The following is a 24577-nucleotide window of genomic DNA, read 5'->3' on the forward strand; positions in this document are numbered from 1 at the left end:
CTGCTCAGCCCCCGCCGTGCGACTTCACCCACCGCACGATGTCCGCCGCGCCCATCGCGCCGGCCTGCCGTGCCACCTCGCGCCCGCCGCGGAACAGCGCCAGCGTCGGGATGCTGCGGATGTTGAAGCGCGCGCCCAGGGCCGGCACCGCCTCGGTGTCGACCTTGGCCAGCCGCACGTGCGGTTCGAGCTGCGCGGCGGCCTGCTCGTAGCCCGGCGCCATCTGGCGGCACGGGCCGCACCATGGCGCCCAGAAGTCGACCAGCACCGGGATCTCGTTGCGCGCGATGTGGCGGTCGAAGGTGGCCTCGTCGGGCAGCGCGGTGGAATGGCCGGCGAACAGGGGGCGGTGGCAGCTGCCGCAGTCGGGCGCGCTGCCGAGTTGCGCCGCGCGCACGCGGTTGGTGGTGTGGCAATGCGGGCAGACGATGTGCAGCGGGGGCGATTCGGTCATCAGCAAAAAATAAGGGCTGCGGGGGCCAATTGCAAGCCGGACGCGGCCAGGGGCGTCTTTTGCGACACTTCCAGCCCGTGACGCATCCAGACACTCCCGCTTCGTCGTTGCCGGTCCATTGGGCAGGCGAGCTGCTGCAGCTGCTGCCCGAAAGGGCGCTCTGGTGGCCCGCCGGGCACGTGCTGTTCGTGGCCGACCTGCACCTGGGAAAGGCCGCCACCTACCGCGCGCTTGGCCAGCCGGTGCCGGGCGGCACCACGCAGGAGAACCTGGCGCGGCTCGATGCGTTGATCGCACGGCTGGCGCCGCAGCGCCTCGTGTTCCTCGGCGACTTCCTGCATGCCGCGCAGGCCCGCACCGTGCTCGCCACCGTGGCGGACTGGCGGGCGCGCCATGCGGGCATCGCGATGACGCTGGTGCGCGGCAACCACGACAGCCGCGCGGGCGACCCGCCGGCGTCGCTGGGCATCGAGGTGGTCGACGAGCCGCACCTGCTCGGGCCCTTTGCCTGCTGCCATCACCCACAGCCGCATGCCACGCATTTCGTGCTCGCGGGGCATCTGCACCCCGCTTGCATGCTCTACGGTCCGGGGCGCGACAGGGTGCGGCTGCCTTGCTTCGTGAGCGAGGCGGGGCAAGCGGTGTTGCCGGCCTTCGGTGAGTTCACGGGCGGGTGGTTGATGCAGGCAGCGCCGGGGCGGCGTTTCCATGCAGTGGGCGGTGCGGCCGTGTGGGCACTGCCTGCGTCGGACTGATGCATTTGCACCTTTCCCCTCTGGGGGAAGGTGGGGATGGGGGCAGGCCTTCGATCAGGCGCCGCGTATTTTCGGAGGCCGTCGTGCCCCCACCCCGGCCCTCCCCCGGGAGGGGAGGGAGAAAGTCAGAACACCAAGCCGCGCAGGTCCGGTATGGCTCCTTCCCCCTCCGGGGGAAGGCTGGGATGGGGGGCAGGCAGGGCGCCCATCGGATGCGCCACTTGCCCCCACCCCGTCCTCCCCGTGCGGGGAGGCAGAAAGTCAGAGCACCACAGGCTCGTCAGGCAACTCGTTCACGTCGACGTCACCTTCGCCCAGCGGAAAGTGTTCCACCAGCAGCGCCGAGATTTCTTCCAGCGCCTGCGTCAGCCCGTCCTCGAAGCGCCCTTCGCGAAACGCCGCGCTCATGCGCTGCGCCATCGCCGCCCATTCGGCATCGTCGACCTGCGAATGGATGCCCCGGTCGGCCACGATCTCGATCGCGTGCTCGGCCAGCAGCAGGTAGATGAGCACGCCGTTGTTGTGTGCCGTGTCCCACACGCGCAGCTTGCCGAACAGCATCACGGCGCGTTCGCGGGCCGGGGCATGGCGCCACAGGTAGGACATCGGCAGGCCGGCCTCGACGCAGATGCGGATCTCGCCGCTGTGGCGCCGCTCGCTCGCGGCCACGCGGCCCGTGAGCCGCTGCATCACGGCTTCGGGCAGCGCGCGGCGAACTTCGGTTTCATCGATCCAGCGATGGCGCCAGATGCGGCCCAGCCTGGCGAACAGGGTTGCGTCGGTCGTCATCGTGTTCACCAGTTTCCCGAGGCGCCGCCGCCGCCAAAGTTGCCACCGCCACCAGAGCTGAAGCCACCGCCACCACCACTGCTGCCGCCGCTGCTCCAGCCACCACCGCCGCCCGAACTGAATCCGCCCCCGCCGCCACCCCCCGACCGGCCGGCGGCTTCGAAAAGCGTGACGACGAGCGCGACAACCCCGGCGATCACCGCGATGGCGATGCTGGCCGTGATGACGAACACGAGCAGCCCCACGCCGGCGCCGACCACCACGGTGCCCAGCTTCTTGCCCAGGATGGCGCGCACGATCGGCGCGCCCATGAAGACGCCCACGAACAGGAAAACGCCGAAGTGCTTCAGGAAATCGAAGGCGCTCTCGCCATCGTCGTTGTTCTGGCTACCAGCGTTACCGCCGCCGCTGCGCGAAGGCGCGGGCAGCGGCTCGCCGTCGACCAGCCCGATGAGCCGGTCCAGCGCCGCGTTCAACCCGCCCGCGAAGTCGTTGTTGCGAAAGCGCGGCTTCATCTCCTCGTCGATGATGCGGCTGGCCGCCAGGTCGGGCACCGCGCCTTCGAGCGCCTTGGCCGTGGCGATGCGCATCGCGCGGTCGTTCTTGGCCACCACCACCAGCAGGCCGTCGCCCACGCCCTTGCGGCCGATCTTCCAGGCGTCGCCCACGCGCTGCGTGTAGCTCGCGATGTCCTCGGGCGCCGTGGTCGGCACCATCAGCACCACGATCTGCGAACCCTTGCGCTGCTCGAAGGTGGCGAGCTTGTTTTCCAGGCCGCTGCGCTGCGCGCCGTCCAGCGTCTGGGTCTGGTCGATCACGCGCGCGGTGAGCGCGGGCACCGGCAGCAGGCCTTGCGCCAGCGCCGGCAGCGCGGCCCAGGCCAGGCCCGTGACGACGAGCGCGGCCAGCGCGCGGCGAAGCAATGCGGCAACGGCCATCGGCTGCGGCCCTTACTTCTTGGGTGCGCTGAAATCGACCGTGGGCGGCGTGGAGATCTGCGCCTCGTTCTGCACCGAGAAGTTCGGCTTGGGCGCGTAGCCGAAGACCTTGGCCGTGAGGTTGCTCGGGAAGCTGCGCGCGAGCACGTTGTACTCCTGCACGCTCTCGATGTAGCGGTTGCGCGCCACGGTGATGCGGTTCTCGGTGCCTTCGAGCGTCACGCGCAGGTCGCGGAACGCCTGGTTGGCCTTCAGGTCGGGGTAGCGCTCCGACACCGCCATCAGCCGCGAGAGCGCCGAAGACAGCTCCCCCTGCGCCTGCTGGAACTTCTGGAAGGCCTCGGGGTTGTTCAGCGTCTCGGGCGTCACCGTGATGGAGGTGGCCTTGGCGCGCGCTTCGATCACCTTGGTGAGCGTGTCCTGCTCGAAGCTGGCCTCGCCCTTCACGGTGGCGACGATGTTGGGCACGAGGTCGGCGCGCCGCTGGTACTGGTTGAGCACCTCGCTCCAGGCCGACTTGCTGGCCTCGTCGAGGGACTGGAACTGGTTGTAGCCGCAGCCGCTCAGGGACACGACCGCCGCAAGGATCAGGAACCAGCGCTTCATCATCATTTGCATTACCTCCGCAGAAGACGCGGAAGTTAGCATAGATACCCCATGGCCCTCGACCCGCTCCAAGCCCTGCAAGCCGCCAACCGCGCGGTGCTGCCCGTCGCCTCCGATGCCTTCGGCACCCTGCTGATCGCCGGCGCGACCGGCGCATTGGGCGCGGAACTGCTGCGGCGGCTGTCGGGCAGCCACCGCCATGCCCACACCCGCGTGCTGGCGCGCGAGCCCATTCGCGATGGCCTGCGCGGCGTGGAGACCTACCTGAGCCCGACGCAGCCGATCGCGCAGTGGCCCGTCACCTCGGCCCACACCGCCATCGTGGCCTTCGACCCGCCGCGCCTGTACCACGACCGCGAGCGCGCGCTGTGGGTGCCCGAGCCCGCCCAGCTGCCCGCGCTCGCGCGCTGGCTTCGCACCTGCGGCGTGCAGACGCTGGCCATCGTGCAGCCGCACGACCAGGGCCGCCTGCCCGAGGCGCTGAAGCACGGCCTCGCGAGCCTCGACGAGCAGGCGGTGGTGGCCTGCGGCTTCGAGCGCGTGATCCTCGTGCGCTCGGCACGCAAGCCCGTGAACGCGAAGTTCGCCAACCCGCTGGAGCGGCTGGCCGCATGGATGCTGTCGGTCGTGCGCTTCATGGTGCCCAGCAGCGAGCAGCCGGTGCGCGCATCGAAGGTGGCCGAGCTGGTCGACCTTGCACTGCGCATCGCGCCGCCGGGCGTGCACGTGGCCGCGCCCGAGCTGGTGTGGCAGGCCGCGCAGGGCGACATGCAGGGCGTGGCCGCGCGCTGGCTCGGCCTGCCGGGCTAGAACCCTAGCTGCGCCACTGGCGCAGCAACTCCGCCGAATCGACCACCAGCCCCAGGTGCAGCGACACCATCGCGAGCGCCGCGCCTTCCAGGTGCGGGTCGGTGCCGCGCACCAGGTCGCGCAGCACGATCACGCGGTAGTTGTGGTTGTTGGCGTCGAAGGCGGTGTTGAGCACGCAGCAGTCGGTGAAGCCGCCGTTGAGCACCACGGTCTCGATGCGCTGGTTGCGCAGCAGAAAGTCGAGGTCGGTCGGGTAGAAGGCAGAGAGGCGGCGCTTGCTGTCCACGCGCATGTCGCCGGGCTCCACCCGCGTGACCCATTCGGTCCACCTGGAGCCTTCGATGGCGTGCGCGTCGGCATTCGGAATCTCGCCCACGTGCAGCGCAAAGGTGCGCCGCCATGCCGCCGGAATGCCGCGGATGTCGTCCTCGCCGCCGGGCCGCAGCACCGACTTGATGTGCACGATGCGCACGCCCAGCGCGCGCACCTCGTCATGGAAGCTGTCGATGGGCGCCACCACGTCGCGCGCACGCGGCGCGGGGCAGGGGCAGTCGGGGCTGTCGTCGAGGTGGCCCCGGTGCATGTCGATGGACACCACCGCCGTGGCCGCGGGGTTCAGGTAGTCGGCGAACTGCGCCGCGTCGAGCGTGCGCTCCTCGTTGTAGACCCAGGCCTTCATCGGCGTTCTTCTCTCACATAGGGTTGGCCCAGCGCACCGGGCTCTTCGTCGGCGCCGCGCCGCGACAGCGCGACCCACACCATCACGCCCAGCGTCACCGCGTAGGGCGTCATCATCACGAAGTACTGCGGCAGCTGCACGCCGGCGGCGGCCAGCTGGGGAATGAGCGCTTCGATGCAGCCGAACAGCACCGCGCCCACCAATGCCTTCCACGGCGACCAGCGCGCGAAGATCACCAGGCCCACCGCGATCCAGCCGCGCCCGCCGGTCATGCCCGCGATCCACAGCTTGGTGCTGACCACCGAGATGTAGGCGCCCGCCAGCCCCACCAGCGCGGAGCCCGCGAGCACGGCCGCAAAGCGCCACGCCGTCACGTCAATGCCCGCGGCGTCGGCCGCCTGCGGGTTCTCGCCCACGGCGCGCAGCCGCAGGCCGGTCGAGGTGCGCGCGAAGAACCACGCCACCGCCCCGAAGATCGGCAGCGTGAGCCACACCATCGCGTTCTGCTCGAAGAGCTTGCCCGCACCCGGCAGCATCGACAGCGGCCACAGCGCCATGCCGCCGATGCCTTCGGTGGCGTGGTTGGTCCACTCGGCCATGGAGCCGACCAGCGCGGTGAGCCCCTGGCAGAAGAACACCAGCGCGAGCCCGGCAATCACCTGGTTCACGCGCAGCCAGATCACCATCACCGCGAACAGCATCGACACCACGCTGGCCGCCAGCATCGCGAGCACCAGCGACACGGCCGGTTGCCCGATGGCGATCTGCGCGCCGATGCCCGCCAGCGCGCCGACCAGCATCAGCCCTTCGGCGCCGAGCGAGAGCACGCCCGCGCGCTCGCTGATGATCAGGCCGAGCGCCGCGAGCGCATAAGGCACCGCGAAGTCCGGCGTGCTCGCGAGCCAGTTGAGGATGACGCCGCCGTTCATTGGAGAGACTCCCCGCCCACGCGGCGCAGCCGGTGGCGAATGAAGAAGTCGCTCGACGCGACGCACACCACGATGATGGCCTGGATCAGCTGCACCATCGAGAACGGCACCTGGTAGAACACCTGCAGGCTGCGCCCGGTGACGAACAGCGCCGCCACCAGCAGCGCCACCACCGTGGCCGCCAGCGGGTTGTTGCGCGCGAGGAACGCAATGAGGATGCCCGAGAAACCGTAGCCCTGGTAGAAGGCCTGCGTGAGCCGGCCTTCCTGCCCGGCCGCGACCGCGAAGCCCGCGAGCCCGGCCATTGCACCCGACAGCAGCACGGCGCCGTAGATGGTGCGCCGCACCGGCACGCCGTTGGCGTGCGCCACGCGCGGGTTGGCATCGACGAAGCGCAGGTACAGCCCCGCGCGACTCACGCTCACCAGCCACCACGCCAGCAGCGCGACCACGCCCGCCAGCAGGATCGAGCTGCCCACGCCCGAGCCCAGCTCGGGCAGGCGTTCGAACGCGCGGAACTGCGGCGAATACGGAAAGTTGTCCTTCGGGTCCTTCCAGCTGCCGTACACCAGGTGCAGCAGGAAGTTGGCCGCCATGTAGTTGAGCATCAGCGTGGAGATGATCTCGTTCACGCCGAGCTTCAGCTTGAGCCATGCCGGCCCCAGCACCCACAGCAGGCCGCAGAAGACGGCCGCCACGAACATCAGCGGCAGGCGCAGGTTCTCGGGGCCGACCTGCCACATCGAGATGGCCGTCGCGCCGATGGCGCCCCAGACCATCTGGCCTTCGAGGCCCAGGTTCCAGAAGCGCGCGCGAAACGCGATGGCGCCCGCAAGGCCGACCAGGATCATCGGCGCGGCCTGGAACAGCACGGCGCGAAAGTTCTGCCCGTCGAAGAAGGTCTGCGTGACGAACTCGTTGGCCAGTTCGTCGGCCGGCACGCCCGCGGCCACCAAAATCGCGGCGGAGATGGCCAGCCCGACGAGCAGCGCCACCGCGAGGATCAGCGCCTGCCAGCGCCACGCCATGTGCTGGCGGATCTCCAGCGCGTAGCGGCGGCGCGCCAGCGGCTGCACCGCGCGCGGTGCTTCCTGAACGGGGTGGGCGGAAGAGGGGGGCTTGTGCGCTTGTGCCATGTCGGCCGTGAGGGTTGCTTCAGCCATGGTCGACCATCGCCTGTCCAATGGCCTGCCGGTCGGCGGGCTGCGTGAATTCGCCGGCAATGCGCCCGCGCGTCATCACGCCCACGCGGTCGGCCAGCTGCAGCACTTCGTCGAGGTCTTCGCTGATCAGCAGCACGGCGGCGCCGGCGTCGCGCGCGGCGCGCAGCCGTGCATGCACCTCGGCGCTGGCACGCACGTCGAGCCCGCGACTCGGGCTGTGCGCAAGCACCAGCGTGGGCGACTTGCCGAACTCGCGCGCCAGCACCAGCTTCTGCGCATTGCCGCCCGACAGCAGCGCCGCCTTCTGCGCGACCGAGCGCACGCCCTGCACGTCGAAGGCGCGCACGGCGTCCTGCGTGTCGCTCTGGATGCGGCCCCGGCGCAGGCGCCACACCGGGCCGTAGCGTCCGGTGTGCACGCGGCCGATGGCGTAGTTCTCCGCCACCGACAGCCCGCCCGCGAGCGCGAGCCCGTAGCGGTCGGCCGGAATGGCGGCAATGCCGATGCCGCGGCGTGCCGATGCGGCCAGGGTCTTGAGGTCGCCGTGGCCCTCGAGCCGGATCTCGCCGTCGGTGGCTTCGCCCGGCAGGCCCATGATGGCGCCTGCGAGTTCGCCCTGTCCGTTGCCGCCGACACCGGCCAGGCCGTAGATTTCTCCGGCGTGCAATTCGAGGTCGACACCGTCGAGCACGCGCCGGCCTTCGGGCGAGGCCGGCGTGCGCAGCCCGCGCACCGACAGGCGCACCGCACCGCGCGGCGCGGCCGACGGCCTGAAGTTCTCGTTGGCAATCGATTCGCCCACGGTGAGCTTCACCAGCTCGGCCACCGACGCCTGCGCGGGTTGCAGCGTGGCCACCGTGCGGCCGCCGCGCATCACCGTCACGCGGTCGGCATAGCTCTTCACGTCGGCCATCTTGTGCGTGACCAGCACCACGGCGGCGCCGGCGCGCGCCAGCCCCTGCACGGTCTGCAGCAGCCGCGCGGCCTCCTGGTCGGTCAGCACGGCCGTGGGTTCGTCCAGGATCAGGATGCGCGCGCCCGCAAGCAGCACCTTGAGGATCTCCACGCGTTGCTGCTCGGCGATCGACAGTGCGTCGACCCGCTTCGACGGGTCGATGTCGAAGCCCAGCTCCGAGGCCTTGTTGCGGATGTCGCGCGCCATCTCGCGCAGCCGCTCGCCATGGCTCTGGAACTCGGCCGGCGGCGGCGCGGTGAGCAGGATGTTCTGCGCCACCGTGAACGGCCGCACCAGCTTGAAGTGCTGGTGGACCATGCCGATGCGGTGCTTCGCCGCATCGCGCGGGCCGCTGAAGCGCACCGCGTTGTCGTCCACCAGCAGCTGTCCGGCCTCGGGCGCATAGAGCCCGGCCGCGATGTTCATCAACGACGACTTGCCCGCGCCGTTCTCGCCCAGCAGCGCATGCACCTCGCCCCAGCGCGCGGCGAAGTGGGCGTCGGTCAGCGCCGCAAAGCCGTCGAAGGACTTGCGGATGCCGGTGAGTTCGAGCGCGTTGGGCATGGCGTCGTTCGGTCCTTGCTTGCTTGCTGGCCGCCTGGTTGGGCGGTTGGCCTACTTCTGCGTGACCACGCCCTTGACGAACCAGTCCATCTTCCACAGGTCCGCATCTGAGAGCACCGCGCCCTTGGCCACGCGCTCCTTGCCGTCGCGGTCCGCGAGCGGGCCGGCGTAGACCTGCTTGCCCTTCATGATCGCGTCGCGCTCGGCGGTGATGGCCGCGGCCTTGTCCTTGGGCACGGCGGGGCCGAAGCCCGCGATGTCGGTGCCGCCGTCCTTCATCTCGATGAAGGCGCCGTATTGCGCGGGCTTCCATCCGCCGGCCATCACCTTCTTCAGCTCCGGCGCGAGGAACCTGTCCCACACCCACACGGAAGAGCACAGCGTGGCCTTGGGTGCGAACTGGCGCAGGTCGCGGTGGTGGCCGGTGCCGTACACGCCGCGCTCCTGCGCGACGATCTGCGGCGTGGGGCTGTCCACGTGCTGGCCGATCACGTCGGCGCCCTGGTCGATGAGTGCGGCGGCGGCCGCGCGTTCCTTCACCGGGTCGTTCCACGCGCCGGTGTAGATCACGTTGACCGTGGCGTTCGGGTTCATCTTCTGCGCGCCGAGCGCGAAGGCGTTGATGGTCCAGTTCACCACGCCGAAGGGGTTGGCCGCGACGAAGCCGAGCTTGCCGGTCTTCGATGCCGCGCCGGCGGCCATGCCGCAGAGGTACTGGCTCTCGTAGGTGCGACCGTAGAACGACTCGAGGTTGCTGCCGTTGGTGGTGCCCGAGCCGTTCAGGAAGGCCACGTCGGGGTACTTGGCGGCCAGGTCCTTGAAGCTGTCGGAATAGCCGAAGGCCGTGCCGATCACGATGTTGGCGCCGCGCTGGATGAACTTCTCGGCCGCGGGCTTGATGGCCGAGGCGTCTTCGGGCACGTTCTCCACGAACTGGATCTTCTGGCCGATCTCCTTCTCGATCTTCACGCGGGCCTCGTCGAAGGCCTGCGTCCAGCCGCCGTCGTTCTTCGGGCCGAAGTAGAGCATCGCGATCTTCGGCTTGTCCTTCAGCGTGAAGCCGTCGGCGGCCGCGGCGGGCAGCGTGGTGAAGAACGCGCCGCCGGCCGCGACGGTCATCGCGAGGCCCAGGCCGGGAGTGAGGGTGCGCAACTGCATGGAACTACCTTTGGTGGAGAGGCTTGGAGGAATGGAAGGGGCGAAGAACAAAGCAGCGAAGGCAGCGCGCGTCACATCATGAAGTTGATGCGGAACACGTTGCCCTCGGGGTCGAGCAGCACCGACTGGTACCAGTTGTAGTAAGTGACGTACGGCGCCTTGACGAGCGTGGCGCCGGCCTCGAGCGCGACGGGCACCATGCGCTCGACGTCGGCCTGGCTGTCGACGTCGATGTTCAGCAGGAACTTCACGCCGCGCGTGTCCGAGAACTCCGCCAGGTGCAGCAGCTCGTAGGCGTCGAGCGCGTTGAAGCCCAGGCTCGACCTGCCGGTGTCCAGCCCGCGGAAGATGGGCGAGCGGATCGCCTCGATCTCGGGGAAGCCGAACACGCGCTGGTAGAAGCCGCTGAGGGCGACCACGTCCTTTGCGAAGACGTTGACGTAGGAGAGATGGGCCATGCGTGGTTCAGGTGCTCAGGTGTCCAGTTCAGGCCGTGGCCTTGGTGCCGCCGAAGGTCGTCTGCTTGACGAACTTCGAGGTCAGGTGGTCGCCCGAGGAAATGGGCGCGTACTTGGCCTGCTCGCCCGGCGCGAGGCAGCTCGGCAGGCACTCGACCATCGCGTCGTAGTTGGGCTGGTGGAAGAACACCAGCGACTGGCGCCGGTTGGTGCTCGCCACCTCGAACGGCGGGTTGGTCACGCGGTGCAGCGTGGACACCCACTGGTCGTTGGTCCACTGCATCATGAGGTCGGCGATGTTGACCACCAGCCCGCCTTCGACCTGCGGCACGTCGACCCACTGGCCGGCCTTGTTGAACACCTGCAGGCCCTTGTCGTCGGGCAGCACGATGGTCAGGCTGCCGTAGTCGCTGTGCGCGCCCGCGCGCAACTGGCCGGGCAGCGGCTGCTCGCGCTGCGGCGGGTAGCTCAGCACGCGGAACATGCTGATGTGCTCGTCGATCTTGTCGTCGAAGAAAGTCTCCGGCAGCGAGAGCCCGAGCGCGAAGATGCGCATGAGCGAGCGCGAGAGATCGCTCATGGCCCCGAAGTAGCCTTCGCAGGCTTCGCGGAAACCGTCGATGGGCGGCCAGCTGTTGGGCTCGAAGTGCGGGCCGGCTGCGGGGCCGCGGTGGTAGTCGTCGTTGGGCACGTTCGACGGGCCGATGGAGAACGACTCCTTCAGGTCGCCGGGCGCGGCTTCTTCGAGGCTGTACGAGAGGCCTTCTTCGCCCACCGCGCTGTAGCCACGCACCGCGTCCTCGCGCGGCCGGTCGACCTTGCGCTTCTCGCCCAGCGGCATGTCGAAGAAGCTGCGCGAGAGCGACGACACGCGCGAGATGAGCGAAGGCGCAATGCCGTGGTGGGTGATGACGAGGAAGCCGATGCTGCGGCAGGCTTCATCGACTTTCCTTGCAACCTCGGCCTTGCCTTCGGCCGTGCCGGCGAAGTAGGGCGCGAGATCGATGATCGGGACGGACAGCAGGGTCATGGCGAGTTCCTCATGCTTGGCATGCCTTTCTCCATGCAACGTCTGTGCCAGTTGGACCAAATGGACAAATCGCAATTGCCGCGTCAGCATGGTGCGCGGCGAGCTTCTTGCGGAGGTTCGCGAAGGCCGTTGTGGCGCAAGGCGATGCACCCTGGCCTTACAGTGGTGCGCAGTACGAAAACCGAGATCGACAGAGAGCGAGGGAAGATGCCGAAGACCAAGGCGCTGGCCGCAGCAGCCAGCACGCAGAGCCCGGCGCGCAAGCGTGCGAAACCCGCGGTGCGCAGCGCGTCCGCGGTGAACCGCCGGTTGCGCCAGATCGAGGACAAGCGCAGCGCCATCCTTGGCGCGGCATTGGGCCTGTTCTCGCGCTTCGGCCTGCACGGCACGTCGATCGACCAGGTGGCCGCGCGTGCCGACGTGTCGAAGAGCAACCTGCTCTATTACTTCGCGAACAAGGAAGAGCTCTACGTCAACGTGCTGCGCGACCTGCTCGCGCTGTGGCTCGAACCGCTGCGCGGCTTCAGCGCCGAGCAGGACCCGAGCACGGCCATTGGCGACTACATCCGCCGCAAGCTCGTGATCTCGCGCGACCGGCCCGATGCGTCGCGGTTGTTCTGTCTTGAAATGATCCAGGGTGCGCCGCTGTTGCGCGACGAACTCGACCGCGAGTTGCGCACGCTGGTGGAGCGCAAGTCGGAAGTGATCGCTGCGTGGGTGGAAGCGGGCAAGCTGGCGCCCGTCGACCCGCAGCACCTGATCTACGCGCTGTGGGCAATCACGCAGCACTACGCGGATTTCGGCGTGCAGGTGCAGGCGCTGTCGGGGCACACGCTCGATGACGAGGCGTTCTTCGAGCGGACCGTGGAGAACGTGCAGCGCATCGTGCTGCAGGGGATTACGCCGCGCTGAGGCTTGCATCTTCTTGTGGGTGCGACGCAGAACCGCATCACGCAAGTCGCCGGGTCTTGCTCCCTCTCCCCTTGGGGAGAGGGCTGGGGTGAGGGCCGCGGCGTTGAATTCGCAGCTGCTTCTTGCAAGTGCCGCTGTCCCCTCACCCTGACCCTCTCCCCGAGGGGAGAGGGGACAAGAAAGGGAGCGGGGGAGAGAGGGGAAGAGGAGAAGAGGAGAAGAGGAGAAGAGGGAAAAGAAGAGGCTGCCAGTCAGTGCTGCGGCGGCACCGCGATCTCGTGGTACCGGCGATCGAAGTAGATCAACCCTTGCGCCGCCCCGCCGATCGCGATCGACACCGCTTCGCAGAACAGCACGTCGTGCGTGCCCGCGCTCGTCGCGTGCATCACGCGGCAGTCGAAGGACACGGCCGCGTCGTCGAGCATCGGCGAGCCGGTCGTCTTGCGGCTCCATCGGCCGGCCGCGAAGCGTTCGTCCATCGGCGTCTTGCCGCCGAACAATGCCGACAGCGACTGGTGCCCCGCGGCCAGCACGTTCACGCACAGCACGCCGTTCGCCTTGAATGCCGGATACACCGAGGCCGAACGGTTCAGGCACACGAGCAAGGTGGGCGGTTCGTCGGTCACGCTGCACACGGCCGAGGCCGTGAAGCCCGCGCGGCCGGCGGGGCCGTCGGTGGTGATGATGTTCACCGCCGCGCCCAGGCGCGCCATCGCATTGCGGTAGTCGGCTTTCGGAAGTCCAGGCAATCCTGCCGGCATGCCGTTCGGGTTCGATGAAACGGTGTGGGAGGCCATGGTGTTCAGCATGTCGCGGCTCCGTCAGGCCAGCACGCAGGCTTCGTCGAAGGGCAGGCGCGGCAGGCGCCCGAACACCTTCGACGCGTCGCCGTGGCCGAGGTTGATGAGGAAGTTGACGCTCCAGTCGGTGCCCTCGAAGAAGGCGGCGTCGACCTTCGCCTTGTCGAAGCCCGACATCGGGCCGGCGTCCAGGCCCACCGCGCGCGCGGCCAGCAGCAGGTAGCCCGCCTGCAGGCTGGCGTTGCGAAAGGCGGTCTCGTGCGCGGCCTCGGGGCTGCCGGTGAACCAGCTGCGCGCGTCGGCGTGCGGGAACAGCGTGGGCAGCTTGTCGTAGAACTTGCGGTCCCACGCCGCGATGACCGTGACGGGCGCGCCCATCGTCTTGTCGAGGTTGCCTTTGGAGAGCGCGGGCGCGAGGCGCTCCTTGCCCTCGGGCGTGCGCACGAACACGAAGCGCGCGGGCGAGCAGTTGGCCGAGGTCGGGCCGAGGCTCGCGAGCGTGTAGATCTGCTGCAGCTGCGCGTCGGTGACGGGTTCACCGGTCCAGCCGTTGTGGCTGCGCGCGGCGGTGAAGAGCAGCGACAGCGCGGCGTCGTCGAGGGTGGTGCGAGTGGTCATGCGGGAAGAGGAGATGGCGCGGGCGCATCGACCCGCGAAAGAAAGGCCAGCAGGGTGCTGTTGAACGCATCGGCCTCGGTCACGCTGTGGGCGTGGCCGCCGTGCGCCATGAGGTTGAGCGTGGCGTTGGGCAAGCCGTCGGTCAGGCGCAGCGAGCAGGTCCAGGGCACGAGCACGTCGTCTTTCGCGGCGGCCACCAGCGTGGGGGCGGCAATGCCGGCCAGGCGCGCGTCGATGTCGAAGGCGCGCAGCGCTGCGATGCGCGCGCGCATGTTGGCCTCGCCGGGGAAATGCGCGAAGGCGTGATCGACCTCGTCCGCCACGCGCTTCGCATGCGCGGCGCACCACGCGGCGGGGTACAGGAAGATCGGTTGCGCTTCCACATACGCGCGCGGACCGACGGCGCCGAGCAGCGCGAGCCGTGCGTCGAAGCAGCGCGCCGAATGCGGGTTGGGCTTCGACCAGGCGTTGATGAGCACCAGGCGCTCGATGCGCGACGGTGCATCAAGCGCCAATTGCAGCCCCACGAGCCCGCCGAGTGCATGGCCCGCGAAGTGGCAGTGCGAGGTGTTCGTGGCGTCGAGGATCTCGCGCACGTCGTTCGCCATGTCGGCGATCGCGTAGGCCTCGGGCAGCGCGGCGGGGCTGCGGCCCGTGCCGCGCTGGTCGTAGGCGATCACGCGGTGCCCCGCGGCAATGAGCGCGCCCAGCTGCGGCTGCCAGAACCCGGCCGAGCCGCCGAGGCCCGACGACAGCAGCACGGTGGCGGCCGCATCGGACGGCCCGTGCACCTCGTAGTGCAGCGCGGTCATGCGGCTCAGCCCTTCGGGTCGATCTTGCCGACGTGCGCGATCGAGGCGATCTCGATCAGCGCATCGGGCTTCACCAGGCCGCACTGGATGCAGAAGCGCGCCGGCTTGGTGCCGGGAAAGAACTCGGCATACACGGTGTTGATCTTCGCGTAGTCGGCCCAGTCCTTGATCATGATCTGGTTGAAGGTCACGTCGTCCATGGTGCCGCCGGCGGCCTCGACCACGCCCTGGATGGTGGTGAGCACGTGGCGCGCCTGCGCGGCCGCGTCGCCCACGTGGACCACGTTGTTGTCCTTGTCGAAGGGCAGCGTGCCCGACACGTAGAGCACGCCGTCGGCGAGCGTGCCGGGAACGTAGGGGGCGAGGGGAACGCCGGTGCCGGGCGGGATGATGGCTTGCTTGGGCATGAGGAAGGCTCCTTGGAAAGAATCAGGCGGTGGCGGCTTCGGCCGGGGCGGTTTGGGCCACGTGTTCAGGCGCGAAGGTCTGGCAGAACCGGTCCACCGTGGAGACCCATCCGAAGAAGGTCTCGACGTTGTAGACCGAGGCCTTCTGGATCGCGGGCCCGCCGAGCTCGTGCGTGGCGTCTTCCAGCATCACCGCGAAGTACTCGAGGTGGAACGCGTCGCGCAGCGTCGACTCCACGCACACGTTGGTCGCGATGCCGGTGAACACCAGGTGGCGGATGCCGCGCGCGCGCAGCGTGCTGTCCAGCGTGCTGTTGAAGAAGCCGCTGTAGCGCGTCTTGGGCACGACGATGTCGCCGGCCTGCGGCTTCATCTGCTCGATGAGCTCGTAGTCCCAGCCGCCCTTGGCGAGGAACTTGCCCTGCAGCTCGGGCCTGGCGCGCATGGTCTTCAGCGCGTTCGACTTGTGCCAGTTCGGCGAGCCGGGGCCGCCGGCCTCGACGTACGACGCGTCCCAGCCGTTCTGCAGGAACACGACCAGCATGCCGGCCGCGCGCGCCGCGGCGATGGCGCGCACGATGCCGGCAATGGTGCCTTGCGCGCCCGAGATGTCGAAGCCGGCCGAGTCGACGTAGCCGCCGAGCGAGGCGTAGGCGTTCTGCATGTCGACGACGATCAGCGCGGAGTCGGTGGCGTGCAGCGCGAGCGGTTCGGGGCGCGCGGGCAGGACCCGCGGTGCGGGCGCGCCGGGCAGGCGCGGCGCGCCCACGGGAATGTTCGAGGTGAGGGTGGCGTTGCGTGCGGGTGTGCTCACTGGGGCTCTCCTGTTCAGGCCGCGAGGCGCTCGGGTTCGGCCACCTGCGAGGGCACCGGGCTGTGCACGTGCGCGCGGCTCTTCATGAGCGGCTGGATTCGCTCGCCGAAGGCTTCCACGCCCTGCACGAAGTCGTCGAAGGTCAGCAGCACGCCTTCGGTGCCGGGCACTTCGGCCACTTCGTCGAGCATGCGTGCCACGCTGGCGTACGAACCCACGAGCGTGCCCATGTTGATGTTCACGGCCGAGGTGGGGTCGGCCATCTGGCGCACGTTGGTGTCGGCGCCCGATTTGGTGTCGGCCGCGCCCTGCTGGCCCAGCCAGGCAATGGCCTCGTGGTCGGCGCCGGCCTTGTAGTGCTCCCACTTGGCGCGCGCGGCCTCGTCGGTCTCGTCGGCAATGACCATCATCAGCACGTAGGTGGTGACGTGGCGGCCGGTCTTGGCGATGGCCTCGATGAGTTTCTCGGCCGCGGGGGCGAAGGCCTTGGGCGTGTTCACGCCCTTGCCGAAGCAGAAGTTGTAGTCGGCGTATTTGGCGGAGAACGCCATGCCCGCGTCGCTCTGGCCGGCGCAGATCACCTTCATGTCGGCCTGCGGCTGCGGGCTCATGCGGCAGTCGTCCATCTGGAAGTGGTCGCCCTTGAAGTCCGACTGGCCGGTGCCCCACAGGTCGCGCAGCACCTGGATGTATTCGCTCAGGTATTGGTAGCGCGTGCCGAAGAACTGGTCGCCGGGCCACATGCCCATCTGCGAGTACTCGGGGCGCTGCCAGCCCGTGACGAGGTTCAGGCCGAAGCGGCCGTTGGAAATGGAATCGATGGTGGACGACATGCGCGCCACGATGGCCGGCGGCATGACCAGCGAGGCGGCCGTGGCAAAGAGCTTGATCTTGCTGGTGACGGCGGCCAGGCCGGCCATGAGCGTGAACGACTCGAGGTTGTGGTCCCAGAACTCCGTCTTGCCGCCGAAGCCGCGCAGCTTGATCATGGACAGCGCGAAGTCCACGCCGTAGCGCTCGGCCTTCAGCGTGATCTGCTTGTTGAGTTCGAAACTGGGCTTGTACTGCGGGGCGTTTTCGGAAAGCAGCCAGCCGTTGTTGCCGATGGGAATGAAGATGCCGACGTTCATGGAAAGGCTCCTGTTGCGGGGTTGTGCAACGCCTTGCATGCGCCGTGCCAGTTGAATAAGTCGTTTTGAATCAATGGCTTAAGAAGATTCGGTGTTCAGGTTTTGACCATTTGGTCCAAAGTGGAGCAGCCGAACGGTCCGGATTGCCGCCGCACGGTGCGGGCCGGACCAAACCGGTGCAGTGCCGCGGTCACGGAGTGCGCGGCAGAATCACGCCATGCCCAAGACCCCACTCCGCGCCGCCGCGGCCATCAGCGGCACTGCCGACGATGTCGAGGCCGCCTTCTACGAAGCGCTGCAACGCGGCGACATCGATGCGCTGATGGCCTGCTGGGCCGACGAGGACGAGGTGTTCTGCGTGCACCCCGGCGGCCCCCGGCTGGTGGGGGCCGTGGCGATCCGCGCGGCCTTCGAGCAGATGTTCGGCAACGGCGCCATCCACGCCATGCCGGCGAAGGTGCGCAAGATCGAGTCGCTGGCCAGCGCCGTGCACAACGTGCTGGAGCGCATCGAGGTGCTCACCGCCGAAGGCCCGCGCCATGCCTTCGTGTTGGCCACCAACGTCTATCACAAGACCGCCGAAGGCTGGCGCATGGTGGCGCACCACGCGAGCCCCGGCAGCGCACGCGAACCGGACGACGCCAACGATCCGCCCCAGACCCTGCATTGATGCCTTCCTTCGTTTCTTACTCCCCTTCTTCCGCGTCTTCTTCGCCGGCATCGTCTTTTCAACCGGCGCTGGCCTACGCCGCGCCGCGCTGGCTGCCCGGCGGCAACCTGCAGACCATCTGGGCCGCGCTGTATGCGCGGCGCTTCGACGGCCCCGCGCCGGTCTACCGCCGCGAGCGCTGGCCCACGCCGGACGGCGATTTCGTCGACGTCGACTTCGTCGATGCGCCTGCTTCGGCCGCCAAGGCTGCGCCCCTGCTTGTGCTGTTCCACGGCCTCGAGGGTTCCTCGCGCAGCCACTACGCGGAGGCGTTCGCCGCGTTCGCCGCCTCGCGCGGCATGGCCTTCGCGGTGCCGCATTTCCGCGGCTGCAGCGGCGAGATGAACCTGGCGCCGCGCGCCTACCATTCGGGCGACTTCGAGGAAATCGGCTGGATCCTGGCGCGCATGCGCGACCAGCATGCGCAAAAGGGCGGCGGGCCGGTGCTGGCCGCGGGCGTGTCGCTGGGCGGCAATGCGCTCATGCGATGGGCTTCGGAAGCGGGACAAACCGCGTCGGGCGTGGTGAGCGCCGTGGCCTCGGTCTGCGCGCCGCTCGACCTGGCCGCGGGCGGCGAGGCCATCGGCCGCGGTTTCAACAAGCTCGTGTACACGCGCATGTTCCTGAACACCATGAAGCCCAAGGCGCTGGCCAAGCTGGCGCAGTTTCCGGGCCTGTTCGACCGCGAGCGGCTGCTGGCGGCGCGCAACCTCCACGACTTCGACAACGTCTTCACCGCGCCGCTGCACGGTTTTCGCGACGTCGACGACTACTGGTCGCGCGGCTCGGCCAAGCCGCACCTGGCGTCGATCCGGGTGCCCGCACTGGTGGCGAACGCGCGCAACGACCCGTTCATTCCCGCGAGCAGCCTGCCCCGCGCCGGCGAAGTGGGCCCGCACGTGACGCTGTGGCAGCCCGAGCACGGCGGCCACGTCGGCTTTCCGATGGGGCCGCCGCCCGGCCATGTGCGCGGCATGCCGGAGCAGGTCGGCAACTGGCTGCAGATGCAGTTGCACATGCAGTCGCACGGCGGCACATTGACTGACGGCGCGGGCCTGCCGGCAGGAAGAGAATGACGCCATGGACGACATCGTCAAACAAGCATTGGCCAAATGGCCCAACGTGCCGCACTGCTACGGCTGGCTCGGCCTCGACGCGCGCGGCAACTGGTACATGCGCGACGACCGCACCCAGGCGCAGGGCCCCTTCCGCAGCGCCAAGGGCTCGATGCTGCGGCACGACAAGCTGATCGACTTCATTCACCGCAACTACGAGCACGACGACGAAGGCCAGTGGTTCTTCCAGAACGGGCCGCAGCGCGTGTACGTGGAGCTGGAAGCCGCGCCGCTGGTGTGGCGCGTGGCCGAGGAGGGCGACGGTTTCACCGTGACCTCGCACACCGGCAAGGCGGTCGAGGTGTCGGGCTGCCTGCTCGACGCGGAAGGCCGGCTCTACCTGGCCTCGCCGATCGGCCTGGGCCTGGTGCACACGCAGGACGTGGGCATTGCGGCCGAGGCCGTCGAGCGCGGCCTGTGGACGCCCGAGGCCGTGCAGGCCGACGAGTTGCCGGCCCGCTTCGGGCATGTGCTGAGCCCGGCGGAGCGCCATGTCGAAGCGGCTCCGGCGCCGTCCAAGCCCTGAACCCGCGTTTTCGACGCCCATGAAAAAGCCGGCGCTGGGCCGGCTTTTTCTTTGGATTAGGGAAAACGCTTACTTCGGTGCAGCGCTGGCCTCGGAGGCCGCAGGGGCTGCGGGCGCCGCTGCGGGTGCTGCGCCTGTCGCAGGAGCAGCACCCGAAGCGCCTTCGGCCGGGGCTGCAGCCGCCGGGCGGTCGGGCACCGGGAACTTGGCGCCGCCGGCATTGGCCATGTAGACCACGGCACGGCCCACTTCGAGGTCTTCGAAGTCGCCGCCGCCCTGGGCAGGCATGGCGCCCTTGCCCTTCAGGGCATGTTCGAGGAGGGTGGCGTAGCCCTGGCCTATGCGAGGGCCCCAGGCCGCGGCGTCCTGGAAGTGCGGTGCGCCGGGGATGCCCGGGGCGCCGTGGCAGGTCGCGCACTGGGCCTTGAAGACCGCTTCGCCGGCCGCCAGGGGGCGGTTGGCGTCACGGATCTCGATGGCACCGATCTTCTTCAGTCGCTCGGCCACTTCGCGGTCGCGCGCTTCCTTGGTCACCCCGTAGAGCGCCATGTTGTCGCCCTCCGCGGTCCCGGCGGGCTTGTTGCCCGAGACCACATAGGAAACAAGTCCCACGATGATCAGGATCGGAATGATGAAGGAGAAAAATACCGCGAGCAGCAGTTGCTTCGGGTTCTTGATCGGCCCGGTGTGGGCTTCTTCTGTGGCCTGGTAATGCGGGTCTGCGCTCATTGGCGTCCTCAATATCGGGGGCTCGTCGGGGGGCGTTTCCTAACCAACCGGCGATTATAGAGAGACCCCCCGCCGAACAGGGCAAGGGACCACCCTTAGAGGACACCTTCGCGTCTCAACCCTTGTTGGCGTCGCGCGTGGCCCAGCCGCCACCCAGGGTCTTGTACAGCGTGACCTGGTTCTGCAGCTGCAGCAGCCGCGTGGTCACGGCCGACTGCTGCGCCGTGAACAGCGAGCGCTGCGCGTCCAGCAGGTCGAGCGCGCTGGCGATGCCGTTGCGGTAGCGCAGGTCGGAGAGCTTGAAGCGCACGCCTTCGGCCTCGGCCTGCGCACGCTGCGCGCGCACCTGCTCGCCCAGCGTGGCGCGGCCCGCGAGCGCATCGGCCACTTCGCGGAACGCCGTCTGGATCGACTTCTCGTACTGCGCCACCGCGATCTCGCGCCCGGCCTTGGCCGAGTCGAGCGTGGCGATGTTGGCGCCGGCATTGAAGATCGGCAGCGTCACCGTGGGCGCGAACGACCAGGCCTTGGAGCCGCGGTCGAACAGGCCCGAGAACTCCGAACTCGCGGTGCCGATGCTGCTGGTGAGCGACACGCGCGGGAAGAAGTTGGCGCGCGCCGCGCCGATGTTGGCGTTGGCCGCAATCAGCTGCTGCTCGGCCGAGCGGATGTCCGGGCGTTCGGCCAGCAGGTCCGACGGCAGGCCGGCGGGCACGTCGGGCATCGGGCTGATGCCGTCCAGGCCCTTGGTACCACCGGCGGTGGCCTCGGCGGGCACCGGCGCGCCCAGCAGCAGCGCCAGCGCGTTCTCGTCCTGCTGGCGTACGCGCAGCTGTTGCGCATACGAAGCGCGCGCGGTTTCCAGCAGCGAGTTCGCGGCCTGGAAGTCGAGCTCGGACGACACGCCGTTGTCGAAGCGCAGCTTCGTGAGGCGCACCGACTCGTCGCGCGTTGCCAGCGTCTGGCGCGTGATCTCCAGCAGTTCGTCGTCGGCCAGCAGCGTGAGCCAGCCGTTGGCGACCGAGGCGATCAGGCTGATCTGCACCGCCTTGCGCGTCTCGTCGGTGGCCAGGTACTGCGCCAGGGCCTGGTCCTTCAGCGCGCGGATGCGGCCGAAGAAGTCCAGCTCCCAGGCCGTGAAGCCGAAGTTCACGGCGTACTGCGAAGACACGCTGCCCTGGCTCGGGTCGATCGCGCGGTAGGCGTTGGGGCTCGAGCGCGAGCCCGTGCCCGTGAGGCCCAGCGCCGGGAACAGCGCCGATCGCTCGATCTGGAACTGCGCGCGCGCCTGCTCGATGTTGAGCACCGACACCCGCAGGTCGCGGTTGTTGGCCAGCGAGGTCTGGATCAGGCCCGCCAGGCGGGCGTCGGTGAAGAAGTCCTGCCAGGGCAGGTTGGCCGCGGCCTGGCCGGCCGGTTGCGACGGGTCGCCCGGGTAGGTGGTCGGCACCGGCGCGGCGGGGCGCTCGTACGTCGGAATCAGCGAGCAGCCGGCCAGCAGCATGGCCGCTGCCAGGGCCGTAGGAATCAGTTTCTTAGTCATGCTTGGGTTCCTCCTCGATGCCGGCGGCGGCGGCATGCCGCTTGTCGGCCTCGCGTTGTCGTGCGCTGCCCTTGAACAGCGTGCGCACCACCACGAAGAAGATAGGTACGAAGAACACGGCCAGGGCGGTGCCGGTGATCATCCCGCCGATCACGCCGGTGCCGATGGCACGCTGGCTGGCCGAGCCCGCGCCCGAGGCGAGGAACAGCGGCAGCACACCCAGCCCGAAGGCCAGCGACGTCATGATGATCGGGCGGAACCGCAGGTGGGCCGCGGTGAGCGCCGCTTCCACGACCCCCTTGCCCTGCGCCTGCAGGTCCTTCGCGAACTCGATGATCAGAATCGCGTTCTTCGCGGACAGGCCGATGATGGTGATCAGGCCCACCTGGAAGTACACGTCGTTCGAATACGAGCGCAGCATGGTCGCCAGCAGCACCCCGATCACGCCCAGGGGCACCACCAGGATCACCGCCAGCGGAATCGTCCAGCTCTCGTACAGCGCGGCCAGGCACAGGAACACCGCCAGGATCGCGAAGCCGTAAAGAATGATCGACTGCGAGCCCGCGAGCTTTTCTTCACGCGACTGGCCGGTCCATTCGAAGCCGAAGCCTGCGGGCAGTTGCGCCGCGAGCTTTTCCATCTCGGCCATCGCGGCGCCCGTGCTGAAGCCGGGTGCCGCGTCGCCGCTGATGCGGATCGCCGGGTAGCCGTTGTAGCGCACCGTCTGCGTGGCGCCCTTGACCCATTTGGTGGTCGCGAACGCCGCAAGCGGCACCGGCAGGCCCTGGCTGTTGCTGGCGTTCAGCTTCAGCAGGTCGTCGGGCTGCATGCGGGCCGGCGCATCGGCCTGCACCACCACGCGCTGCAGGCGGCCGCGGTTCGGGAAGTCGTTCACGTAGCTGGAGCCCAGCGAGGTCGACAGCGTCGAGTTGATCGCGTCGAAGGTCACGCCCAGTGCGTTGGCCTTGTCGCGGTCGATGTCGATCTGCAGCTGCGGCGCGTCTTCCAGGCCGTCAGGGCGAACCTGCGCCAGGATCTTGCTCTGCCCGGCCATGCCCAGCAGCTGGTTGCGTGCGTTCACCAATGCCTCGTGGCCCGCGCCGGCGCGGTCCTGCAGGCGGAAGCTGAAGCCGGTCGCGTTGCCCAGCTCAGGAATGGGCGGCGGGCTCAGCGGGTAGATGAAGGCGTCGCGGATGCCCGACAGCGCACCGAAGGCACGGCCGGCCAGCGCGCTGGCGGAGTGGGCCGGGTCCTTGCGTTCGTCCCAGTCCTTCAGCGTCACGAAGGCAAGGCCGGCGTTCTGGCCCTGGCCCGAGAAGCTGAAGCCCATCACGCCCACCATGCTCTGCACTTCGGGCTGCTTCAGGATGAAGCCTTCGACCTGCTGCATGACCGACAGCGCACGCTCCTGCGTGGCGCCAGGCGGCAGCTGCACGTTCACGATGATGTTGCCCTGGTCTTCCTGCGGCAGGAACGAGCTCGGCAGGCGCATGTAGGCCACCACCACCGCGCCGATGATCGCCGCGTAGATGATCAGGTAGCGCGCCGCGCGGCGCAGCAGGCGCGAGACCACGCTTTCATAGCCCTTGGCCGTGCGCGTGAACACCCGGTTGAACCAGCCGAAGAAGCCGCGCTTCTCGTGATGGTGGCCGGCTTCCACCGGCTTGAGCAGCGTGGCGCACAGCGCGGGCGTGAGCGACAGGGCCATGAAGGCCGAGAACGCGATCGACGCGACCATCACCGCCGAGAACTGGCGGTAGATGTTGCCGGTCGAGCCGGCGAAGAACGCCAGCGGCACGAACACCGAGATCAGCACCACGGTCACGCCGATGATGGCGCCCGAGATCTGCTTCATGGCCTTGCGCGTGGCTTCGAGCGGCGACAGCCCCTCTTCGCTCATGATGCGCTCGACGTTCTCCACCACCACGATGGCGTCGTCAACCACGATACCGATCACCAGCACCATGCCGAACATGGTCAGCACGTTGATCGAGAAGCCCAGCGCCAGCAGCGTGGCGAAGGTGCCCAGCAGCGCCACCGGCACCACGATGGTCGGGATGATCGTGTAGCGCCAGTTCTGCAGGAAGATGAACATCACCACGAACACCAGCGCCACGGCTTCCAGCAGCGTCTTGACCACTTCGGTGATCGAGATGCTCACGAAGCGCGAGCTGTCGTACGGAATCGCCCACTTCACGCCCTGCGGGAAGTACTTGGAGAGCTCGTCCATCTTGGCGCGCACCGCCTTGGCGGTCTGCAGCGCGTTGCCCGAAGGCGTCTGCTGCACGCCCACGCCCACGGCCGGCTGGCCGTTCAGGCGCGCCGAGGTGGCATAGGCCTGGCCGCCCAGTTCCACGCGGGCCACGTCCTTCAGCCGCACGGTCGAGCCGTCGGTGTTGGCGCGCAGCACGATTTCCTTGAACTGGTCGACGTTGGCGAGCTGGCCGTTCACCACCACGGTGGCGGCAATCGCCTGGCCGGGCACGTTCGGCAGGTCGCCGATGGTGCCGGAGGCCACTTGCGCGTTCTGCGCCTTGATGGCGTTGTTCACGTCGGCGGCCGACAGGTTGAAGCCCTGCAGCTTGGTCGGATCGATCCAGATGCGCATCGCGTTCTCGGTGCCGAACAGCTGTGCCTGGCCCACGCCGGGAATGCGCTGCAGTTCGGGAACGATGTTGCGCGAGGCGTAGTCGCCCAGTGCCACCGGGTCGTAGGCCGGGTTGTCGGACGAGAGGATCGTGAACAGCAGGAAGTTGTTGCGCGACTTGTCCACGCGCACGCCCTGCTGCGTCACCGTGGCCGGCAGGCGCGGGGTTGCGCGCGACAGCCGGTTCTGCACGTCCACCTGGGCGAGGTCGGGGTCGGTGCCCTGCTCGAAGCTGATCGTGATGGTGCCGGTGCCGTCGGCTTGCGCCACCGATTCCATGTAGATCAGCCCTGGCGAGCCGTTCATTTCACGTTCGATCACGGACAGCACGCTGTCCTCGAGCGTCTGGGCCGACGCGCCGGGGTAGGCGGCGTTGATCACGATGGCTGGAGGAGCCACCGGCGGGTACTGCGAGATCGGCAGCTGGGTGATTGCGACGCTGCCCATCACCAGGATGAACAGCGCGATCACCCAGGCAAAGATCGGGCGGTCGATAAAGAATTTGGCCATGCGGGCGCGCTCCTAAC

General features: G+C 68.8%; 26 protein-coding genes. 6 read left to right on the forward strand and 20 right to left on the reverse strand.

The window, feature by feature from the left end:
* Window positions 1-4 precede the first annotated feature (4 nt).
* Window positions 5-454 carry a thioredoxin TrxC gene (gene trxC / locus BM013_RS32045; RefSeq protein WP_093132671.1) on the reverse strand — a complete coding sequence of 150 codons (450 nt, stop codon included), beginning with the start codon at window positions 452-454 and terminating at the stop codon, window positions 5-7.
* 77 nt (window positions 455-531) lie between these two features.
* On the opposite strand from trxC, the gene pdeM reads away from it, so the two are divergent.
* The gene (gene pdeM / locus BM013_RS32050; RefSeq protein ID WP_093132882.1) at window positions 532-1209 is read left to right on the forward strand and encodes a ligase-associated DNA damage response endonuclease PdeM; all 678 of its coding nucleotides are present in this window, start codon (window positions 532-534) and stop codon (window positions 1207-1209) included.
* A gap of 261 nt (window positions 1210-1470) precedes the next feature.
* Here the strand turns inward: pdeM and BM013_RS32055 are convergent, their stop codons facing one another.
* From BM013_RS32055 to BM013_RS32065, 3 genes are read right to left on the reverse strand one after another with little or no spacing between them, the layout of a single operon-like run.
* Window positions 1471-1998, reverse strand: a complete 528-nt coding sequence (locus tag BM013_RS32055; RefSeq protein ID WP_093132884.1) for a TPM domain-containing protein — start codon at window positions 1996-1998, stop codon at window positions 1471-1473.
* Between the two features lie 5 nt (window positions 1999-2003).
* Window positions 2004-2936, reverse strand: a complete 933-nt coding sequence (locus BM013_RS32060) for a TPM domain-containing protein (protein ID WP_093132673.1) — start codon at window positions 2934-2936, stop codon at window positions 2004-2006.
* 12 nt (window positions 2937-2948) lie between these two features.
* Window positions 2949-3548 carry a LemA family protein gene (locus tag BM013_RS32065; protein WP_177225631.1) on the reverse strand — a complete coding sequence of 200 codons (600 nt, stop codon included), beginning with the start codon at window positions 3546-3548 and terminating at the stop codon, window positions 2949-2951.
* 45 nt (window positions 3549-3593) lie between these two features.
* On the opposite strand from BM013_RS32065, the gene BM013_RS32070 reads away from it, so the two are divergent.
* Entirely contained in the window at window positions 3594-4352 is a 759-nt protein-coding gene (locus BM013_RS32070; RefSeq protein WP_093132675.1) for a hypothetical protein, read from the forward strand.
* A gap of 4 nt (window positions 4353-4356) precedes the next feature.
* Here the strand turns inward: BM013_RS32070 and BM013_RS32075 are convergent, their stop codons facing one another.
* The 7 genes from BM013_RS32075 to BM013_RS32105 form a co-directional block, all read right to left on the reverse strand.
* The gene (locus tag BM013_RS32075; protein ID WP_093132677.1) at window positions 4357-5031 is read right to left on the reverse strand and encodes a cysteine hydrolase family protein; all 675 of its coding nucleotides are present in this window, start codon (window positions 5029-5031) and stop codon (window positions 4357-4359) included.
* A complete protein-coding gene (locus tag BM013_RS32080; protein ID WP_093132679.1) occupies window positions 5028-5960 on the reverse strand; it encodes an ABC transporter permease in 933 nt (310 codons plus the stop codon). Before BM013_RS32080 ends, BM013_RS32075 begins: the two co-directional genes overlap by 4 nt.
* Window positions 5957-7123, reverse strand: coding sequence for an ABC transporter permease (locus BM013_RS32085; RefSeq protein ID WP_218153707.1), 1167 nt, complete (start codon window positions 7121-7123; stop codon window positions 5957-5959). Before BM013_RS32085 ends, BM013_RS32080 begins: the two co-directional genes overlap by 4 nt.
* Window positions 7116-8642: an ABC transporter ATP-binding protein gene (locus BM013_RS32090; RefSeq protein ID WP_093132681.1), complete on the reverse strand. Its 1527-nt coding sequence runs from the start codon at window positions 8640-8642 to the stop codon at window positions 7116-7118. Before BM013_RS32090 ends, BM013_RS32085 begins: the two co-directional genes overlap by 8 nt.
* A 51-nt stretch (window positions 8643-8693) precedes the next feature.
* Window positions 8694-9800: a BMP family ABC transporter substrate-binding protein gene (locus BM013_RS32095; protein ID WP_093132683.1), complete on the reverse strand. Its 1107-nt coding sequence runs from the start codon at window positions 9798-9800 to the stop codon at window positions 8694-8696.
* A gap of 71 nt (window positions 9801-9871) precedes the next feature.
* A complete protein-coding gene (locus BM013_RS32100; RefSeq protein ID WP_093132685.1) occupies window positions 9872-10258 on the reverse strand; it encodes a VOC family protein in 387 nt (128 codons plus the stop codon).
* 28 nt (window positions 10259-10286) lie between these two features.
* On the reverse strand, window positions 10287-11288 hold the full coding sequence (locus tag BM013_RS32105) for an isopenicillin N synthase family dioxygenase (RefSeq protein ID WP_093132687.1): 1002 nt from the start codon (window positions 11286-11288) through the stop codon (window positions 10287-10289).
* A 207-nt stretch (window positions 11289-11495) separates the two neighbouring features.
* On the opposite strand from BM013_RS32105, the gene rutR reads away from it, so the two are divergent.
* Window positions 11496-12200, forward strand: a complete 705-nt coding sequence (gene rutR, locus BM013_RS32110) for an HTH-type transcriptional regulator RutR (RefSeq protein ID WP_093132689.1) — start codon at window positions 11496-11498, stop codon at window positions 12198-12200.
* 251 nt (window positions 12201-12451) lie between these two features.
* On the opposite strand, the gene rutF is transcribed toward rutR, so the two are convergent.
* The 6 genes from rutF to rutA are packed head-to-tail and all read right to left on the reverse strand — an operon-like array spanning window position 12452 to window position 16781.
* The gene (gene rutF, locus BM013_RS32115) at window positions 12452-13009 is read right to left on the reverse strand and encodes an NADH-dependent FMN reductase RutF (protein ID WP_093132691.1); all 558 of its coding nucleotides are present in this window, start codon (window positions 13007-13009) and stop codon (window positions 12452-12454) included.
* Window positions 13010-13021: 12 nt separating this feature from the next.
* Window positions 13022-13618 (reverse strand): malonic semialdehyde reductase, encoded by a 597-nt coding sequence (locus tag BM013_RS32120; protein ID WP_093132693.1) that lies wholly within the window; start codon window positions 13616-13618, stop codon window positions 13022-13024.
* Window positions 13615-14430, reverse strand: coding sequence for a pyrimidine utilization protein D (gene rutD, locus BM013_RS32125; RefSeq protein WP_093132695.1), 816 nt, complete (start codon window positions 14428-14430; stop codon window positions 13615-13617). The genes BM013_RS32120 and rutD overlap by 4 nt, the downstream gene beginning before the upstream one ends.
* Window positions 14431-14435: 5 nt before the next feature.
* Window positions 14436-14837: a pyrimidine utilization protein C gene (gene rutC / locus BM013_RS32130; RefSeq protein WP_093132696.1), complete on the reverse strand. Its 402-nt coding sequence runs from the start codon at window positions 14835-14837 to the stop codon at window positions 14436-14438.
* Window positions 14838-14859: 22 nt separating this feature from the next.
* Entirely contained in the window at window positions 14860-15651 is a 792-nt protein-coding gene (gene rutB, locus BM013_RS32135; RefSeq protein ID WP_256221805.1) for a pyrimidine utilization protein B, read from the reverse strand.
* 14 nt (window positions 15652-15665) lie between these two features.
* On the reverse strand, window positions 15666-16781 hold the full coding sequence (gene rutA, locus BM013_RS32140; protein ID WP_093132698.1) for a pyrimidine utilization protein A: 1116 nt from the start codon (window positions 16779-16781) through the stop codon (window positions 15666-15668).
* 217 nt (window positions 16782-16998) lie between these two features.
* On the opposite strand from rutA, the gene BM013_RS32145 reads away from it, so the two are divergent.
* The 3 genes from BM013_RS32145 (at window position 16999) to BM013_RS32155 (ending at window position 19131) form a co-directional block, all read left to right on the forward strand.
* Window positions 16999-17451: a YybH family protein gene (locus BM013_RS32145; RefSeq protein WP_093132700.1), complete on the forward strand. Its 453-nt coding sequence runs from the start codon at window positions 16999-17001 to the stop codon at window positions 17449-17451.
* Window positions 17452-17519: 68 nt separating this feature from the next.
* Window positions 17520-18566, forward strand: a complete 1047-nt coding sequence (locus BM013_RS32150) for a YheT family hydrolase (protein ID WP_093132892.1) — start codon at window positions 17520-17522, stop codon at window positions 18564-18566.
* 4 nt (window positions 18567-18570) lie between these two features.
* Complete coding sequence (locus BM013_RS32155) at window positions 18571-19131, forward strand: DUF2946 family protein (RefSeq protein WP_093132702.1); 561 nt, start codon at window positions 18571-18573, stop codon at window positions 19129-19131.
* 69 nt (window positions 19132-19200) lie between these two features.
* Here the strand turns inward: BM013_RS32155 and BM013_RS32160 are convergent, their stop codons facing one another.
* The 3 genes from BM013_RS32160 to BM013_RS32170 all read right to left on the reverse strand — a co-directional run bounded on the left by BM013_RS32160 (window position 19201) and on the right by BM013_RS32170 (window position 24560).
* Window positions 19201-19860, reverse strand: coding sequence for a c-type cytochrome (locus BM013_RS32160; protein ID WP_093132704.1), 660 nt, complete (start codon window positions 19858-19860; stop codon window positions 19201-19203).
* Window positions 19861-19975: 115 nt separating this feature from the next.
* The gene (locus BM013_RS32165; protein WP_093132706.1) at window positions 19976-21403 is read right to left on the reverse strand and encodes an efflux transporter outer membrane subunit; all 1428 of its coding nucleotides are present in this window, start codon (window positions 21401-21403) and stop codon (window positions 19976-19978) included.
* Window positions 21396-24560 (reverse strand): efflux RND transporter permease subunit, encoded by a 3165-nt coding sequence (locus tag BM013_RS32170; RefSeq protein ID WP_093132708.1) that lies wholly within the window; start codon window positions 24558-24560, stop codon window positions 21396-21398. The genes BM013_RS32165 and BM013_RS32170 overlap by 8 nt, the downstream gene beginning before the upstream one ends.
* Between the last annotated feature and the right edge of the window lie 17 nt (window positions 24561-24577).

This window comes from Variovorax sp. OK605 (assembly GCF_900115445.1).
GTDB lineage: Bacteria > Pseudomonadota > Gammaproteobacteria > Burkholderiales > Burkholderiaceae_C > Variovorax.